This window comes from Nonlabens xylanidelens, from assembly GCF_002934445.1.
Lineage (GTDB): Bacteria > Bacteroidota > Bacteroidia > Flavobacteriales > Flavobacteriaceae > Nonlabens > Nonlabens xylanidelens.
In genome coordinates, this window is the sequence record NZ_PTJE01000006.1 from 144725 (window position 1) to 161024 (window position 16300).

16 protein-coding genes and 1 other RNA gene are annotated in these 16300 nt (G+C 35.7%); 11 read left to right on the forward strand and 6 right to left on the reverse strand.

The annotated features are described in order from the left end of the window. Nucleotides 1–5 precede the first annotated feature (5 nt). Together LY01_RS12195 and LY01_RS12200 are read right to left on the reverse strand one after the other, a co-directional pair. Nucleotides 6–2501 carry a TonB-dependent receptor gene (locus LY01_RS12195; protein ID WP_104516137.1) on the reverse strand — a complete coding sequence of 832 codons (2496 nt, stop codon included), beginning with the start codon at nucleotides 2499–2501 and terminating at the stop codon, nucleotides 6–8. A 9-nt stretch (nucleotides 2502–2510) separates the two neighbouring features. Next, nucleotides 2511–4220: a M23 family metallopeptidase gene (locus LY01_RS12200; protein WP_104516138.1), complete on the reverse strand. Its 1710-nt coding sequence runs from the start codon at nucleotides 4218–4220 to the stop codon at nucleotides 2511–2513. 119 nt (nucleotides 4221–4339) lie between these two features. Here LY01_RS12200 and LY01_RS12205 point away from each other — a divergent pair, with 119 nt between their 5' ends. From LY01_RS12205 to rny, 4 genes are all read left to right on the forward strand, one after another. Then, nucleotides 4340–4627: a hypothetical protein gene (locus LY01_RS12205; protein ID WP_104516139.1), complete on the forward strand. Its 288-nt coding sequence runs from the start codon at nucleotides 4340–4342 to the stop codon at nucleotides 4625–4627. A gap of 2 nt (nucleotides 4628–4629) precedes the next feature. Further along, nucleotides 4630–4920, forward strand: a complete 291-nt coding sequence (locus LY01_RS12210) for a cell division protein ZapA (protein ID WP_170034627.1) — start codon at nucleotides 4630–4632, stop codon at nucleotides 4918–4920. A 53-nt stretch (nucleotides 4921–4973) separates the two neighbouring features. Next, a non-coding RNA gene (gene ssrS / locus LY01_RS12215) (6S RNA) lies at nucleotides 4974–5084 on the forward strand. A gap of 45 nt (nucleotides 5085–5129) precedes the next feature. Continuing rightward, entirely contained in the window at nucleotides 5130–6698 is a 1569-nt protein-coding gene (gene rny, locus LY01_RS12220; RefSeq protein ID WP_104516141.1) for a ribonuclease Y, read from the forward strand. Nucleotides 6699–6961: 263 nt separating this feature from the next. Here the strand turns inward: rny and LY01_RS12225 are convergent, their stop codons facing one another. Together LY01_RS12225 and xerD are read right to left on the reverse strand one after the other, a co-directional pair. Further along, entirely contained in the window at nucleotides 6962–7909 is a 948-nt protein-coding gene (locus LY01_RS12225) for an aldo/keto reductase (protein ID WP_104516142.1), read from the reverse strand. A gap of 141 nt (nucleotides 7910–8050) precedes the next feature. Continuing rightward, a complete protein-coding gene (xerD, locus tag LY01_RS12230; protein ID WP_104516143.1) occupies nucleotides 8051–8947 on the reverse strand; it encodes a site-specific tyrosine recombinase XerD in 897 nt (298 codons plus the stop codon). Nucleotides 8948–9146: 199 nt separating this feature from the next. Between xerD and LY01_RS12235 the strand changes: the two genes are divergently transcribed. Both LY01_RS12235 and aroQ read left to right on the forward strand, forming a co-directional pair. Then, on the forward strand, nucleotides 9147–9746 hold the full coding sequence (locus tag LY01_RS12235) for a porin family protein (protein ID WP_104516144.1): 600 nt from the start codon (nucleotides 9147–9149) through the stop codon (nucleotides 9744–9746). Nucleotides 9747–9842: 96 nt separating this feature from the next. Further along, a complete protein-coding gene (gene aroQ / locus LY01_RS12240) occupies nucleotides 9843–10259 on the forward strand; it encodes a type II 3-dehydroquinate dehydratase (protein WP_104516145.1) in 417 nt (138 codons plus the stop codon). Between the two features lie 56 nt (nucleotides 10260–10315). On the opposite strand, the gene LY01_RS12245 is transcribed toward aroQ, so the two are convergent. Continuing rightward, nucleotides 10316–10672 (reverse strand): TM2 domain-containing protein, encoded by a 357-nt coding sequence (locus LY01_RS12245; protein ID WP_104516146.1) that lies wholly within the window; start codon nucleotides 10670–10672, stop codon nucleotides 10316–10318. A gap of 44 nt (nucleotides 10673–10716) precedes the next feature. On the opposite strand from LY01_RS12245, the gene LY01_RS12250 reads away from it, so the two are divergent. Both LY01_RS12250 and LY01_RS12255 read left to right on the forward strand, forming a co-directional pair. After that, entirely contained in the window at nucleotides 10717–11607 is an 891-nt protein-coding gene (locus LY01_RS12250) for a hypothetical protein (protein ID WP_104516147.1), read from the forward strand. A gap of 73 nt (nucleotides 11608–11680) precedes the next feature. After that, nucleotides 11681–12280 carry an outer membrane beta-barrel protein gene (locus tag LY01_RS12255; RefSeq protein ID WP_104516148.1) on the forward strand — a complete coding sequence of 200 codons (600 nt, stop codon included), beginning with the start codon at nucleotides 11681–11683 and terminating at the stop codon, nucleotides 12278–12280. Nucleotides 12281–12359: 79 nt separating this feature from the next. Here the strand turns inward: LY01_RS12255 and lpdA are convergent, their stop codons facing one another. Then, nucleotides 12360–13751, reverse strand: coding sequence for a dihydrolipoyl dehydrogenase (gene lpdA / locus LY01_RS12260; RefSeq protein ID WP_104516181.1), 1392 nt, complete (start codon nucleotides 13749–13751; stop codon nucleotides 12360–12362). Between the two features lie 75 nt (nucleotides 13752–13826). Between lpdA and LY01_RS12265 the strand changes: the two genes are divergently transcribed. The 3 genes from LY01_RS12265 (at nucleotide 13827) to LY01_RS12280 (ending at nucleotide 16276) form a co-directional block, all read left to right on the forward strand. Continuing rightward, complete coding sequence (locus tag LY01_RS12265) at nucleotides 13827–14873, forward strand: quinone-dependent dihydroorotate dehydrogenase (protein ID WP_104516149.1); 1047 nt, start codon at nucleotides 13827–13829, stop codon at nucleotides 14871–14873. Between the two features lie 32 nt (nucleotides 14874–14905). Continuing rightward, a complete protein-coding gene (locus LY01_RS12270; RefSeq protein ID WP_104516150.1) occupies nucleotides 14906–15259 on the forward strand; it encodes a hypothetical protein in 354 nt (117 codons plus the stop codon). 399 nt (nucleotides 15260–15658) lie between these two features. Continuing rightward, complete coding sequence (locus LY01_RS12280) at nucleotides 15659–16276, forward strand: LysE family translocator (protein WP_104516152.1); 618 nt, start codon at nucleotides 15659–15661, stop codon at nucleotides 16274–16276. Nucleotides 16277–16300: the final 24 nt, after the last annotated feature.

A 16300-nucleotide genomic window follows, 5' to 3' on the forward strand; every position in this document is an offset into this window, starting at 1 on the left:
ACTTTCTACAACTTTGCAATCAATCTCAAATTAAAAACACGTGGCGTTAATCTGACAGGTACTGCGTATTGCGCACTGCTAGCTACATCACGCACCCATAGGTTAGAAATATTATTTTCATAATCAAAGATGTTGAATATTTGAGCTCCTATAGAAAACTCATCAAAATCTTCCAGCCAGCTACCGGCCTTTGGTTTTTTCTTGTCATCTACCAGTACAAATTGTACACCTAGATCTGCTCTAAAATAATCTTTTAAACGGAACTGGAAATCATAAGGGTCTGCATAGCTAGGTGATCCACCAGGTAATCCAGAACTATACACCATGTTGATGTATGCCTTTAAATTAGGAATGTTAGGTACATAATCTTGAAATAAGAATGCTACTTTAAGTCGTTGATCTGTAGGTCTAGCGATATAACCACGACCATCTAGATTTTCTTCTGTTTTTAAATAGCCAAGTGATATCCAGCTTTCAGTTCCTTTTACAAATTCACCTGCCAGTCGCACATCTAGTCCGTAGGCATAAGCCTCTGCGTCATTATTTGCTCTATAGCGTATTCTTACGTTTTCTAGCGTGTAGGTATTTACATCAGATAGATCTTTGTAATAGGCTTCACTAGTTAATTTAAAAGGTCTTTTATCTCCGTTAGGGGCTGTCCAGTTAAAGCTCCAGTCATTTCCTAATACAAAATGAACCGATTTTTGTGCCTTCACATCTGGATTAACAACACCTTGTTGATCACGTAATTCTCTGTAAAAAGGTGGTTGATAATATATACCGGTTGAGAACCTGAAAAGCATATTTGTATCGTCCCATGCCGGTTTCATAGCTAGCTGTCCACGTGGCGAGATAACAGTTTGAGTAGTGCTTTGAATTCCTGCTCCACTTACGTTCCAGGTATGTGATCGCACACCAGCATTCCAGTATAATTCATGATCACCTACATAGCCACGGCTGCTGTATTGGGCAAATGCTTGGAGTCTGGTTATTTGCACATCGTTATCTGCACTAGCAGATTCAAAAGAATCTAACGGTGCAGTATATGCAAAATAAGGCTCGTCGTTTGCAGCCACTGACGGCGGTCTTATATTAAAACCAGCACTGTCTATAACAGTGTATTCTCTTAAACGATCTCTTATATCTTCTCGATTAAATTTTAAACCCCAATCCAGTTGGTCGTTTTCCTTTTTACCGTTGTCAAATTCTAATGTTCCTTTATGTTCTAGACTTACTATAAGAGCATCTAGATCATTACGACCGTGGTCTAACTCGCTACCTATCGCACGAGTAAAATCTACTTCTCCTAGGTCATCACTACCTATGTTAGTGTTAGGTCTACCTATGCGATAACGTCCTAAAATGTCGTAATGTTCTTGTTCTTGAGTGTGGTAAACGCTAGTTATAAAGCGCAAGTTTAAAAGCTTATTCACATCATAACTTGCTTTTAATGCGCCAAAATAAGTCTCGTATTGATCGTCTTCCTTTCCATCATAATTTATGATCAATGATTGTGCATCGTCTACGGTTCCAAAATTAGTTTGAGAAGTCAGTGGTTCAAACTCATAACTGTTGATGGCTATATTACCTAAAAAGCTTAATTCAAATTTAGGACTTACCTGATAGGTTAAATACGTTTGTGCATCTATAAAAACAGGTTTTGTAATAGCCTCAGTCTCGCGGCTATTCACAAATAAACTGTTGTTTCTATATCGTACTCCTAGTATTCCTGTTGCCGCTTTCGCGAAAGCGGTACCTTCTGCATAAGCATTAACACCTAAAAAGCTAGCGTCTATTCCTGCGCCGAATTCAGTCGGGCGACGGTAATTAATGTCCAGAACAGAACTTAATTTATCGCCATATTTAGATTGAAAACCACCAGCGCTAAAATCTACACTACGCACAAGGTCTGCATTTACAATACTCAGTCCTTCTTGCTGTCCACTGCGTACTAAGAACGGTCGGTACACTTCTATTTCATTAATGTAAACTAGGTTCTCGTCATAGTTACCACCACGCACAGCATATTGGGTGCTCAGTTCATTATTAGAAGATACTCCAGGTAGTGATTTCAATAAATTTTCTACACCAGGTTGTACACCAGGTATTGCTCGCACAACAGTAGGGTCTACATTTGTAATTCCGGCAAATTCTTTTGTTCTTGTGTTATTAATGGTAACGGTACCTATTTGCTCTATATCTGTTTTAAGTACAGGATTGAATTCAAACGGTGCTTTACCGTCAAGTTCTATGTCTTTTAAGGTAGAAGGTTTAAAAGATATGGATGTAAATGTGATTGTGATTTTTTGATTTGCAGGAACTACTAGTCTATAGAATCCAGTGTTATCACTGGCGGTTCCTATAGTTGTTCCCAGGACATTTATGTTAACGTCTGCAATGGTTTGATTTTTATCATCAAGTATAACCCCTTGAATAACGGCGTTCTGAGCATAAATAAAGCTGGTAGCAACAAGTGCTATAAATAGTAAGAAGTTCTTCAAATCGTTTGTTTAGCTTTTACGGTAAAATGTGGCTTCAAATGTAGTGCTATTTCCTACATTATCAGTAACAATAACCTTCAGTTCGTTTTCTGAATCAGTAACGACACCATCTGAGAAATCGTGTGTGATAACTCCAGTTTTATAGTCGTATTCCATTAAAATGAATTTACCATTTACAGTTGCTCTATATCCATCTACACCAGTGTCTCTATCGGCTATTTTTAGTCTTAAGGTTTTGTTTTTAGTAATCCACTGTTTGTTTTTAAAGTTAATAGGTTTTATAGTCGGTGCGGTGTCGTCTTTACTAATGGCATAGGTTCCCATAGTTCTAGTGGCAGCACTTAATATGTTTCCTTTTCTTCTTGTGTTCACATGATATACAGCACCCCAACTAGTTACTCTACCTATATAGTATTGTTTAAGGTTGTCGTTTTCTTTTGAGCTCATGTCATAACTTATGATCATGTTTTTATGTAATGGGACGATGTCCTTGTGTACCTTAAGCGTGTCTGCACTTTGTGATAAATCTAGAAATTCACTTTGATAAAGAGCTCCTTTAGGAATCATTAATGAATAAGGACCATAACTTTGGTTATAAGTGCTGTTGTGATCCACAAAGGTCATGGGATCATTATCTATGTATGGTATGGATTCTAAAGCAGCCTCATTTTTAATATCCATATTTATTTCTACGCTGTTCTTTTTATAATCTTCTATTTGGATACTATAAGAATGAGTAGTCCCTGCGTCGTATAATTGTAAAACACCTTTGTTAATGTGATGTTCGTATAAGCTTAATGGACTTTCATTAGGAATGTAAAGTCTGGAGATGCGGCTTTTAGTCTTTTTAAAATGCTCGTAATCTATCATTTGATTGATGTGTCTGGACTCACTAAATGCATAACGATCAAATGTCATTTCAAAATTCTTACTTCCATTAAAATAAGTTTCAATGTGAAAAGTTCCATTTTGATTATTTGCCGCACTTTGCTGGTCACTGGTATTTACACCTATTCCTATCTCTCCATAAGCACTGAAAGGTTCTACTTTAAACTTCCCTCCTTTTAATGGAATGAGTCTTAGAAGTTTTGCTTCATTCTTACCATTAATAGTAGAGCTCTCATTTAATGGATAGGCTTTTATTTGTTTTACAAGAGGCCTTTTAGTGTCTGGAATCTCAATTCCCATCATCATAGGGTTGATAGGTCTTGCTGCGCTGTCTCTAATTTCAAAGTGTAAATGAGGACCACCGCTACCACCAGAATTACCGCTATAAGCAACAATTTCATTTTGATCTACTCTAAGCTCTAGATCTGTAGGGTATAATTGTATGGTGTAGCTTTCTTTCTGGTATTGCTTTTTCTTTAAATATGCTTCTATGCGTGGAGCAAACTTTTTAAGATGGGCATAAACAGTAGTGTATCCATTAGGATGTGTGATATAAAGAGCTTTTCCATAACCATATCGCTCTATTTTTATACGGCTTACATAACCAGATGCTGCAGCATGCACATTTGCACCAGTACGTTGATTTGTTTTAATATCTAGGCCGCTATGAAAGTGATTGGATCTTAGTTCACCAAAAGTTCCACTCAATTTAAGATCTATATCCAGTGGATTAACAAAGTAATCTTGAGGGAGATTTTTGATGGTTTGGCTTTCGCAATAGCGAGATGTAAATAAAAATAATGTCAGGAAACAGATAAAAAGTCTAATCATGAGTTAAATATATAATGAGAAATGGTATTAATGCAAAGCTTTTCAAACTTTGTTCCATAAATATTTGATTTGTCTAAATGGAAACTTAGATTTGTAATAACAGCATTAAATTAGTCCGTATGCCTACATTGTCTTCTCAAATTTCTGAAATAGAGCTAAAGATCAAGTCTTTAATATCAGAAAACACCAGATTGAAGGCTCAAATGGGTGATAAGGATCAACGCATTTTTGAACTTGAAAAAGAAAATAATGCGCTTATTACCGCGTTTAAAGAGAGTGAAGACAGAAATGTAGCGCTTAAAACGGCAAATGCAATGCTAGGTAGTGATGAATATAAAACAAAAACAAAGCTCAAAATAAATGCATTGATTAGAGAGATCGATCAATGTATTACCCAATTGACTTAACAGTGGCAGATAAACTTAAAATAAAAATATCGATTGCAGATAGGGTTTATCCACTAACTATAGATCCTTCTCGTGAAGAAGGTTTGCGTAAAGCAGCAAAAAGTATTGAAGCCATGATTAAACAACTGGAGCAAAGCTATGCCGTGAGAGATAAGCAAGATCTTCTCGCGATGTGCGCCCTTCAGTTTGCAGCAAAGTCTGAGCAATTAGTTATAGATGATAGTGCAGATGTAGAGCAGGCCAAAGAACAATTAAACGTTCTTAACTTGTTACTAGATAAGCAGCTATCATAGTCGTTCTTTAAACATAAACAGTTACTACCTGCACTTGTTTCATTTTTTGGTGAACTCAACAAGATATTCTTTAAAAAAGGTGAGTCGTGGTTGTAAAAGCAAGCCGAACTTATGAGTCGGATCCTTGATCAGCCAGTTAACCTTAAACTTTATTTAAGGAGTTCATACAAAACCCAAACTCGTGCAGGTTTTTTTATACACAATAACCAATGGAAACAATTATATATGCCATCGTGGCACTTATTATAGGTCTAGCAATAGGCTTTTTTGTAGCAAAATCAATAGTTGAAAAAGGTAAGGCATCGAGTCTTATCGCAACTGCAAAAAAAGACGCAGAGTCTATTCTCAAAGATGCCGAGGCAAAAGGAGAGAAAATATCTAGTGAAAAGCTATTTAGAGGTAAGGAAAAGTTCATGGAACTTAAATCTAAGCATGAGAAAGAAATCATGGCTAGAGAACAAAAAATGAAAGATGCAGAGAAACGTACAAAAGATAAAGAGTCTAACGTTTCTAATGAACTTGCAAAGAGTAAAAAATTAAATCAGTCCTTAGATAGTAAACTTAAAGATGTAGAAGGAAAGCGCGAGTCTGTTTACAAGCGCATGGAAGAGGTTGATAAAATGCACGCCTCTCAAGTAAAACAACTTGAGGTAATAAGCGGCATGTCTGGTGAAGATGCAAAGAAACAACTTGTAGAGTCTTTAAAAGATAAAGCAAAGAGTGAAGCCATGAGTATAGTGCAAACTACTATAGAAGAGGCAAAACTTACTGCACAACAAGAAGCTAGAAAAGTAATTATTAATACCATACAACGTATAGGTACAGAAGAAGCAGTAGAAAACTGTGTAAGTGTATTTAACCTAGAAAGTGACGATGTTAAAGGTCGTATTATAGGACGTGAAGGTCGTAATATTAGAGCTATAGAAGCTGCTACTGGTGTAGAGATTATAGTAGATGATACTCCAGATGCTATTATTCTTTCTTGCTTTGACTCTGTACGTAGAGAGGTGGCTCGTTTATCATTACACAAATTAGTGACAGACGGCCGTATACACCCAGCACGTATTGAAGAAGTGGTTTCTAAAACTAGAAAGCAAATCGATCAAGAAATTGCCGAGGTAGGTAAGAGAACAGTTATCGATTTAGGTATTCATGGTTTACATCCAGAATTGATTAAAATGGTAGGTCGTATGAAATACCGTTCTTCTTATGGACAGAATCTATTACAACACAGTAGAGAAGTAGCAAAACTTTGTGGTACCATGGCTGCAGAATTAGGTCTTAATGCAAAACTTGCAAAAAGAGCTGGACTTTTACACGATATAGGTAAGGTGCCAGAAACAGAAGACGAGACGCCTCACGCAATACTAGGTATGAAACTGGCTGAAAAGCATGGTGAAAAGGCTGAAGTGTGTAATGCGATAGGTGCTCACCATGACGAGATAGAAATGACATCTTTACTTTCTCCTATTGTACAAGTATGTGATGCGATAAGCGGTGCACGTCCAGGTGCTAGAAGACAGGTGCTAGATTCTTATATCCAGAGATTAAAAGATCTTGAAGATATAGCCTTTGGCTTTAAGGGTGTGGAAAAAGCATATGCTATCCAGGCCGGACGTGAATTAAGAGTTATGGTAGAGAGTGAAAAAATAAATGACGATCGTGCTGCACAATTATCATTTGAGATTTCACAAAAAATACAAACAGACATGACTTATCCAGGTCAGGTTAAAGTAACGGTAATTAGAGAAACAAGAGCGGTGAATATCGCTAAGTAAAAACTCTTAGTTTTATTTCAAGCCTCGGTAATTTATTTTATCGAGGTTTTTTTATATGTGTGAATTAGATTCTAACATTACAGGCTTCTCTTATCTATCAGATTTAGATTAAGCTTTAATCAACCTTTCTTAAAAAGAAAAGGAATTCTTTTGTGCTGTTAGTTCACACTCTTTAATTTATTTGTAAATAAAAAATCCATTATTCGATTTGTTTGAATAATGGATTTCATTTCTTCTAATATCTAATATCTAATATCTAATATCTATTCATCATAAATATTAGGATAACCTTTCTCCGCAACTTCAAAGAATTTACCAGTTACATAGCGGTAGTGTTTATCCATATCAGCAAGATTTTTTAAATCCTCTTTATCAAAGTTAACGGTTGCAGCAGCTAGATTCTCTTTTATACGTCCTTCATTTGTAGATTTAGGTATAACTGCAGTACCTCTATTTGCACTCCAGTTAATTAACACCTGTCCAGGACTAGCGTTATGTTTACTAGCGATAGAAGTGATGGTTTCATTTTCCAGCATGTTAGGCTCGTTGTCTTGTTTCATCGCGTCACTGCGGTCACCACTTCCTAATGGAGAATATCCTGTTAAATGAATACCTTTATTAGAACAATATTCAAATAGTTCATTTTGTTGTAATAAAGGGTGCAATTCTACCTGATTCATCTCAGGTGCTTCATCAGTTTTTGCAAGAAGGTCATCCAGTTTAGTGGTAGAGAAGTTAGAAACCCCTATATGCTTCACCTTACCAGCTTTCTTTAAATCTACCATCGCATTCCATGTTTCATGAACAGGCGCCTCTTGTGGTGTTAGATAATCATCTGGCTTTTCGGCCGCTTGTACTTCTGGTTTAAAAGCAACTGGCCAGTGTATTAAATATAAATCTAGATAGTCCAGTTGTAAATCATTAAGGGTTTGATCTAGGGCAGGTGCTACATCACTTTTTAGGTGTGAATTGTTCCACAATTTTGATGTGATCCATATATCTTCTCTTTTAATCTCTCCTTTTGAGAACACTTCATTAAACGCTTCTCCTATTTCTTTCTCATTTCCATAAACGGCAGCGCAGTCTATGTGTTTGTATCCAGATTCTAGGGCAGTTATTACCGCTTGTTTTACTTCACCTGGTTTAGATTTCCAAGTACCTAATCCTATTGCGGCCATTTCGTCGCCGTTTTTAAACTTTAGAGTTTTCATTGTGTCGTATTTTTTTATAAAGTTAGCTTTCGCGAAAGCGTACACCAAAAAATCACCTTTACTTTATAAAAACTTTAGTACATCTTAAGAGTCATTAAAACGAGATGTTAATGAAGATGTAATCAAAGAATGTAAATTGAATTATGCTCGAGGGTGGTGTTCATTAATCACCTTGGAAAGGTGTGCACGATCTACATGCATATAGATCTCGGTAGTGGTAATACTCTCATGACCCAACATCATTTGTATGGAGCGGAGGTCAGCGCCATTTTCTAATAGATGTGTCGCAAAACTGTGTCTAAACGTGTGTGGGCTTATGGATTTTTTAATCCCTGCTGTAATAGCTTGTTGTTTAATGACATGAAAAATCATTGCTCTAGTAAGTCCAGCGCCACGTCTGTTTAAAAAAAGGGTATCGGTATGGTCAGGTTTTACTGGTACATGAATGCGTACTTCATTCTTGTAGAGTTCAATAATTTTTATCGTGTATTCTCCTATTGGGACAAATCTCTGTTTATCACCTTTACCAGTTACTTTTAAAAAACCTTCATTAAAAAATAGATCACTTATCTTGAGAGTTATCAATTCACTAACACGCAAACCGCAAGCATAAAGTGTTTCTAGCATGGCGCGGTTGCGCTCACCTTCTAGAGTAGAGCGATCGATGCTGTTTATCAATAGATCTATTTCTGTGGTGCTTAGAGTATCGGGCAGTTTGCGACCTGTTTTAGGAGCCTCTATTAATGACATGGGCTGGTCTTCTCTATATCGTTCTAGAGTTAAAAATTCAAAAAACGCTTTTAAACTACTTATAGATCTGGCTTGCGATCGTGGCTGGACCGTTTTTGCTAGCTCATATATATAGGTGCGTAACGTATCTACTGTAATGGCAGCAGGTAATTCTTTTACCTCGTTAATTTCTAACCACTGCGCCAGTTTATTTAAATCTCTAGTGTATGCTTTTAGGGTGTTGACTGACAGGCCTCTTTCTAGCTTTAAGTATATAGAAAAGTCTTTTATGGCCTGCTTCCAATTCATAATTGTAAAAGTAAAAATTATTAGACGTGAATAGATTGTTAAAAAAACAATGTTAATTAATTTGTAAGAAAAAAAGCTAATATACTGAAGCTTAAAATGTAGGAAATACCTTTAACAATCTTTAAGATGAGTTGTGATTTTGTTAATAATCAAAGAATTAAACCTTCTCTAATTTTGCACCGAACTAATAAACATAACTATGAAAAAATTATTATTAAGTGCAGTAGCAGCAGTATTTGCAATGGGAGTTTCAAATGCTCAAGAAATTGATTTTGGTGCAAAAGTAGGTGTGAATTTTGCAAAGCTCCAAGGTGATGCAGTAGAAGACCTAGATGGTAGAACTGGAATTAATGTAGGTGTAACTGGAGAGTATATGTTTAATGAAACATTTGCTTTACAAGTAGAGGCTCTTTATTCTCAACAAGGATTACAATCTGACGAGGGTGGAGTAGAGCAAAAATTAAAATTAGATTATATTAATGTTCCTGTTTTAGCAAAATTCTACATTGGAGAATCTGGTTTTTCTGTAGAAGCAGGACCTCAAATAGGTTTTCTAGTAAGTGACAAGTATGAGGTAGACGGCGTTAATGTAGACGAAGATTTAAATGCGGAAACTATAGACCTAAGTGCTGGTGGTGGTGTTGCGTATAAATTTAAAGAAGGTACTTCATTAGAAGGATTATCTGCAAACGTGCGTTACATGATAGGTCTTAATAATGTGTATAAAGATAACGGTGATACTTTTGGTGATGACATTACTAATTCTGTATTAGCTATATCATTAGGGTACAAATTCTAAGATACATATTTAATTCATTAAAAGCCGAATCATGACGATTCGGCTTTTTTTGTGTCTCGCTTTCGCGAAAGCGGAATTACCAATATCTTTATACCTATGAAAATACTTATTCTAAACGGTCCTAATTTAAATTTACTAGGCAAACGCGAACCTGAAATTTACGGTTCACAAACTTTTGAAGATTACTTTACAGAATTGCAATTCAAATTCAAAGAAGTAGAATTGGGCTATTTTCAATCTAATATAGAAGGTGAAATAATCGATAGACTTCATAAAGCACAAGAAGAAGAATTTAATGCAGTAATTTTAAATGCTGGTGCGTACACGCATACATCCATAGGTATAGGTGATGCAGTAAGTGGTATTACAACGCCGGTTATAGAAGTGCATATTTCTAACGTTATGGATCGTGAAGAGTTTAGACACGTATCTTATATTTCAAAATATACGGCAGGTATTATTACAGGTTTTGGCCTCAAGGGATATGAACTTGCTGTGAAGAGTTTTTTGTAAAAAAAAAAGCCCATTTAGAAAATTTCTAAACGGGCTTTTATAATAATAGGTCTTAATTATAGACCAGGGTAACTACCTGTAACTATATCAATAAGGTCAATGATTGCCCATACACCTAATCCACCAAAAGTTAATATGAAAAGGATGTTCCATCCAATTGGACTTTTAAGGAACCAACGGTGAGCTGCAAACGGCCAAAGAAAAACAAAAAGCAATGTTGCTATAGTTTGATTTTCTGACCATACAACTGCTGCTGGAGAAGTAAGAGTAGCAGTAGATTCTTCTACTGTAGTACCATTTTCAAGTGTTACCACTTGGGTAGTAACTTGTCTTTCTACTGGAAATGATGCAAATGCAAGACTGCTTACCATCATAAACACACTCATAAGAGCTAGAGTTAATTTTGTTTTCATAAAAGGTTATTTAGTTAGTTATATTTGTAAATATAAAATAAAATATGAAATCATTAGTGCTAGTTTTATGTGTATTATTCAGTTTAAGCACTGTTAATAGTCAGACGTATGAATATTTAGGTTTATTGAAATTACCAGATAGTTCTCTAATTCCTTATAAGATAGACTTTAAAGAAGTGGATGGGAAAATTTCTGGGTATTCTTTTACAGATTTAAATGGCAAACATGAAACTAAGGCAACTATAGTAGGTAGGTATGATGATAAAAAGAATCAACTTGAGTTTAGAGAAATAGATATAGTTTATACTAAGTCCACATTGAAAGAATTAGACTTTTGTAATGTCTATTTTACTGGTGATATGAGACGATTAAATGGTAAATCTAAAATAGAAGGGACTTTTAAAGGGTATTATGATGACCTTACAAGTTGTATCGATGGGGAGTTGTTTATGAGTGCTGCTCAAAAAATACAGAAGCGTAATGAAAAACTCCAGAAGCGTGTAGACCGATCTAGTCGCGTACCAGATAGTGTAAAGCAAAAGTTTGATCTTGATAAAATGTTTAACCGTTATGCGAAAAATGATCTTAAAGGTGGTGAACAATTAAATATATTTTGGAAAGAGGAGTACCTTAAATTAATTATCTGGGATGATGGAGAGGTAGATGGAGATCAAATAGATCTTACTATTAATGGTAATAAAATTCTTGATGCCTACAGTCCGGTTGCCAAAAAGAAAGAAATGGAACTTTCTTTAATCGATCCTGTTAACACCATTTCACTTAAAGCAGTTAATCTAGGGGTAAAACCTCCTAATACGGCAAAGATTCAATTAATGAAGAAAAATGGCGAGATCATTGATCTAGCCTCAAATTTACAAGTAGGTGAAGAGGTAACTTTTGTTTTTTATAAAGAAAAACCTAAAGTTAAGAAGTAGTAACTAGAGTTAACAAGCGTTTGATATTGTGATAGTTGGAGTTTATTTGTTTTAAACTACAAAAAACTACACCATGAAAACGAAGTTAATTTTAAGTGCCATCATCGTGCTTTTAAGTATCAACTGTCTACAGGCACAAGAAAATGAAGAGTCATCAAATCAATTATTTCAACTGCCAGAGAACTCTTCTCGCTGGGATTTTGGACTCACATTTCAGGCCCTAAGTGGTATTAGACAAATTCAACACAATGCTGGCTCAGAAAAAACAGACGAGGCATGGATAGGTCTAGGAGTAGGCCTCTATGCCGATTATAAAATAAATAAGGTATGGAGTCTAAGGGCAGAAGCTGGTGTGAATACTCCAGTAGCTATTCAGCCTTATGTTAATTTCCAGTCAGAATTCAAATTCAGTAAACGCTGGAGTTTTTATGCTGGTGCTGGTGCTTACTTTAATACAAATGCAGACAGTCTGGTAAATAGAGATTCTCGAGGTCAGGTGATTTTAAATCCATATGTTCAATTAGGACTTAGATATAAAATGAGTAAAAGCTGGACTATGGATTTAAGATATCAGCAAGATCTTTTTGCTAGACAGCGTGCGACTAATTTTAATAGATTCACCAAAGAAGGAGAGATGAGTACATTTAGTCTAGGTTTCAATTATAGGTTTTAAAAAGCCTTAAGCATAGAAAAACCCCTTTGAAACTATGTTTCAAAGGGGTTTTCTTATTTTAAATAAAAACTATTTAATACTACAAGTGAATTACTTCATCATAAGCATCTGCAACAGCTTCCATTACCGCTTCACTCATTGTAGGGTGTGGATGTATCGCTTTAAGGATTTCATGTCCTGTAGTTTCTAGTTTACGAGCTACAACAGCCTCAGCAATCATGTCAGTAACACCAGCACCTATCATGTGACATCCTAACCACTCACCGTACTTAGCGTCAAAAATTACTTTTACAAAACCATCTTTTGCACCAGAAGCACTTGCTTTTCCAGATGCAGAGAAAGGAAATTTACCTACCTTGATCTCGTGTCCAGCTTCCTTAGCTTGCGCTTCAGTCATACCTACACTTGCGATCTCTGGCGTTGCATACGTACAGCCAGGTATGTTTCCATAATCGATAGGTTCTACATGCATGTCAGCTATTTTTTCAACGCAAAGAATACCTTCGGCACTTGCAACGTGAGCTAGAGCTGGTCCAGCAGTAATATCACCTATGGCATAGTAGCCAGGTAAGTTAGTTTGATACCACTGGTTAACGAGTACCTTGCCACGATCTGTAGAGATACCTATTTCTTCTAGACCTATTCCTGCGATGTTAGTTTCTATACCTACAGCACTAAGAACAACGTCTGCCTCTATAACCTCTTCTCCTTTTTTAGTCTTAACATGAACTTTTACACCATCACCAGATGTGTCCACGCTAGTCACCTCACTAGAAGTCATGATTTTAATTCCTGCTTTTTTAAAGCTGCGTTCCATTTGTTTAGAAACGTCTACATCTTCTACAGGTACGATGCGGTCTACATATTCTACTATAGTAACATCAGTTCCCATAGAGTTATAGAAATAAGCAAATTCTACACCTATTGCTCCAGACCCAACAACAACTAATTTCTTAGGTTGTTCTTTAAGAGTCATAGCCTCACGATACCCTATAACCTTTTCACCATCCTGTGGTAAGTTAGGAAGTACACGTGATTTTGCACCAGTTGCGATAATAATATGGTTTCCTTCTACAGTAGAGGTAGATCCATCTTCAGCTTTCACCTCGATTTTTTTACCTTTTTTTACCGTACCGTAACCCATGATTACGTCTATTTTATTCTTTTTAAGTAAGAACTGCACACCTTTGCTCATTCCGTCTGCCACATCGCGGCTACGTTTTACAACAGCAGTAAAATCCTTATCTACATTATCAGCTTTAAGTCCATAATCTGCAGCGTGGTTGAGGTAATTGAATACATCGGCACTTTTTATAAGCGCTTTAGTAGGAATACAACCCCAGTTTAAACACACTCCACCTAGAGATTCCTTTTCAACGATTGCTGTTTTTAACCCTAGTTGAGAAGCACGTATTGCTGTTACATATCCGCCAGGTCCACTACCTAAAACGATCACATCATATTTACTCATATCAGTCATTTTTTAAGAGTAACAAAAATATGGAATAAAGTCGAATGGATTGTAAATTTGCGCAACCTTATTCTTATGTATAAATCTTTAGTCCGTCCGTTACTTTTTGCCTTTGATCCAGAGGCTGTTCATCACTTTTCTTTTAAGAGCATTAAATTGTTAAGTAAAATACCTGGTTTTAGCACGCTTTCGCGAAAGCGTTACAGGAAAAATCATCCTGCTTTAAAAAGAGAACTCTTTGGTTTACAGTTTGATAATCCGGTGGGTATGGCTGCAGGATTTGATAAAGATGCCAAAGCTTTTAAAGAATTTTCTAACCTAGGTTTTGGATTTATAGAGATAGGAACGCTGACACCAGTACCACAAGATGGTAATCCTAAGCAACGTCTTTTTAGATTAAAAAAAGATCAGGCGATAGTAAATCGCATGGGGTTCAATAACGGTGGTGTAGACCTAGCGGTGGAACGATTAAAGAAAAACCCCAAATTAGGTCATCCTAATCATGTTTTGATAGGTGGTAACATCGGTAAGAACAAAGTTACACCTAATGACCAGGCAGTAAATGATTACATTATCTGTTTTGAAAAACTATTTGATCATGTAGATTATTTTACAGTAAATGTAAGCTCGCCTAATACACCAGGTCTAAGAGAATTACAAGACCGCAAGCCATTAACGCATATATTACAAACACTACAAGACTTAAATAATAAAAAGCCTCAAAGAAAACCGATACTCCTTAAAATCGCTCCAGATCTTACTGACGATCAATTGATGGATATTATTGGAATAGTAGAAGATACTAAAATCGATGGAGTTATTTCTTCTAACACCACCATCTCTAGAGAAGGATTGCAATCAGAAGAAAGTCTAGTAAAACAAGCCGGCGGACTGAGCGGTGCGCCATTAACTAAAAGAGCGACTGAGGTGATTGCTTTTTTACACGATAAAAGCAACGGTGCCTTCCCGATTATCGGTGTAGGTGGTATTATGACCGCACAAGATGCTATTGATAAAATAAATGCTGGTGCCAGTCTGGTTCAATTATATACTGGTTTTGTTTATGAAGGCCCTGCGTTGATTAGGGAAATTAATGAAGAAATAATTAGAAAAGCTCACTAGTTTTTTATTTTTTTGACGAAATAATAAGAAACATGCAACATATTAAATTTTTATTACCAGTCCTTTTTACTTTTTTTATAATAAGCTGTGCGACAGTTGAAGACCATTTTGATGAGAAATGGAAAGGTAAAACGGCAGCTAGTATGATTAAAAAGAATGGCGAACCGGATGAAATAAAAGAAGGAGATAATGGTGAAAAAATTCTTGTTTATTACGTTCAACAAACGAGTAAACTTGGGTATGCAAAAGCTACTAAACCTACATCTAATCGTGCTCAACAAATTAAGAATGAGCAAAAATTGAATAATCCTAAAACATATTCTTATACTCTCAATTATTATGTAAATTCTAACGATAGGATATATAAAGTCACACAAACGCCTTAGGTTAAAATATTAAGATGCTATAACGTACCCAAGGCTATCATTAATTTGATAGCCTTTTTTATTGGTTGACATTTAAATCTTAAGGGTCATTTGTTGAAACTGTCAAATGTTTGTATACTTACTCTTAAATTTAAGAGGAGATATGGTTTATTTAACTTGTGATAAATGTAACGAAGAATTTCCCATGGCATTAAAGGGTTGTCCTTCGTGCACAGATATTGGCAAAAAGGCTAAAAATAAATTTATCGAATCAGAAAAAAATACTTCTAAGGGAAAGTATTCTGAATTTGATCAATATCACAAAAAGACTGAATCTAAAAGTATTTTTACCTTCAGAAATATCCTTAGCTTTATTCTGATCACTTTTGCAATTGTACGTATAATCATTAGGCTTAATAAGTGATAGAAACCCTAATCTCCTTTGCATTTGCAACTTTACTCCTCGCATTAAGTCCAGGACCAGATAATATTTTTGTACTCACACAATCAGTTGCAAGAGGCTCTAAATACGGGATCGCCATCGCCAGTGGATTAATTACAGGATGTATTGTTCATACATCAGTAGTTGCATTAGGTTTTGCTGTTGTTATCCGAGATAATGAGTGGTTGTTGTATTCTATTAAAATTGCTGGTGCTATTTATTTGCTTTATCTCGCTTTTAAAATTTATAAATCAGATGCGAGTATTGAATTTGGTGATTCAAAAACTTCTTCCCAAAGTCTATGGAAGCTTTACAAAGTAGGAATTACTATGAATTTGCTCAATCCTAAAGTGACTTTGTTTTTTCTCGCATTGTTACCGCAATTTGTAATCGCAAACTCTTATCCAGACTGGATTCAGATTTATGTTTTAGGTGGCGTTTTTATGTTAGTTTCATTACTAACATTTTACACCATTGCTTTACTAGCAGGAAAAGCAGCAAGTTTTATAAAAACTTCTACCTGGTTTGCACCAGCCATGAAATGGACGCAAATTGTAGTTTTTATAGGTATTGCTGTTGCTATTTTGATTCCGTAAATAAAATGCTTTTAAACAACTTGC

Excerpts from the sequence above, each read along its gene's own strand:
- LY01_RS12255 (WP_104516148.1), top strand. The coding sequence starts at position 11,681 with ATGAAAACGAAGTTAATTTTAAGTGCCATCATCGTGCTTTTAAGTATC.
- LY01_RS12250 (WP_104516147.1), top strand. The coding sequence starts at position 10,717 with ATGAAATCATTAGTGCTAGTTTTATGTGTATTATTCAGTTTAAGCACT.
- LY01_RS12200 (WP_104516138.1), bottom strand. The coding sequence starts at position 4,220 with ATGATTAGACTTTTTATCTGTTTCCTGACATTATTTTTATTTACATCT.
- rny (WP_104516141.1), top strand. The coding sequence starts at position 5,130 with ATGGAAACAATTATATATGCCATCGTGGCACTTATTATAGGTCTAGCA.
- LY01_RS12235 (WP_104516144.1), top strand. The coding sequence starts at position 9,147 with ATGAAAAAATTATTATTAAGTGCAGTAGCAGCAGTATTTGCAATGGGA.
- LY01_RS12245 (WP_104516146.1), bottom strand. The coding sequence starts at position 10,672 with ATGAAAACAAAATTAACTCTAGCTCTTATGAGTGTGTTTATGATGGTA.
- LY01_RS12270 (WP_104516150.1), top strand. The coding sequence starts at position 14,906 with ATGCAACATATTAAATTTTTATTACCAGTCCTTTTTACTTTTTTTATA.
- xerD (WP_104516143.1), bottom strand. The coding sequence starts at position 8,947 with ATGAATTGGAAGCAGGCCATAAAAGACTTTTCTATATACTTAAAGCTA.
- LY01_RS12205 (WP_104516139.1), top strand. The coding sequence starts at position 4,340 with ATGCCTACATTGTCTTCTCAAATTTCTGAAATAGAGCTAAAGATCAAG.
- lpdA (WP_104516181.1), bottom strand. The coding sequence starts at position 13,751 with ATGAGTAAATATGATGTGATCGTTTTAGGTAGTGGACCTGGCGGATAT.
- aroQ (WP_104516145.1), top strand. The coding sequence starts at position 9,843 with ATGAAAATACTTATTCTAAACGGTCCTAATTTAAATTTACTAGGCAAA.
- LY01_RS12225 (WP_104516142.1), bottom strand. The coding sequence starts at position 7,909 with ATGAAAACTCTAAAGTTTAAAAACGGCGACGAAATGGCCGCAATAGGA.
- LY01_RS12265 (WP_104516149.1), top strand. The coding sequence starts at position 13,827 with ATGTATAAATCTTTAGTCCGTCCGTTACTTTTTGCCTTTGATCCAGAG.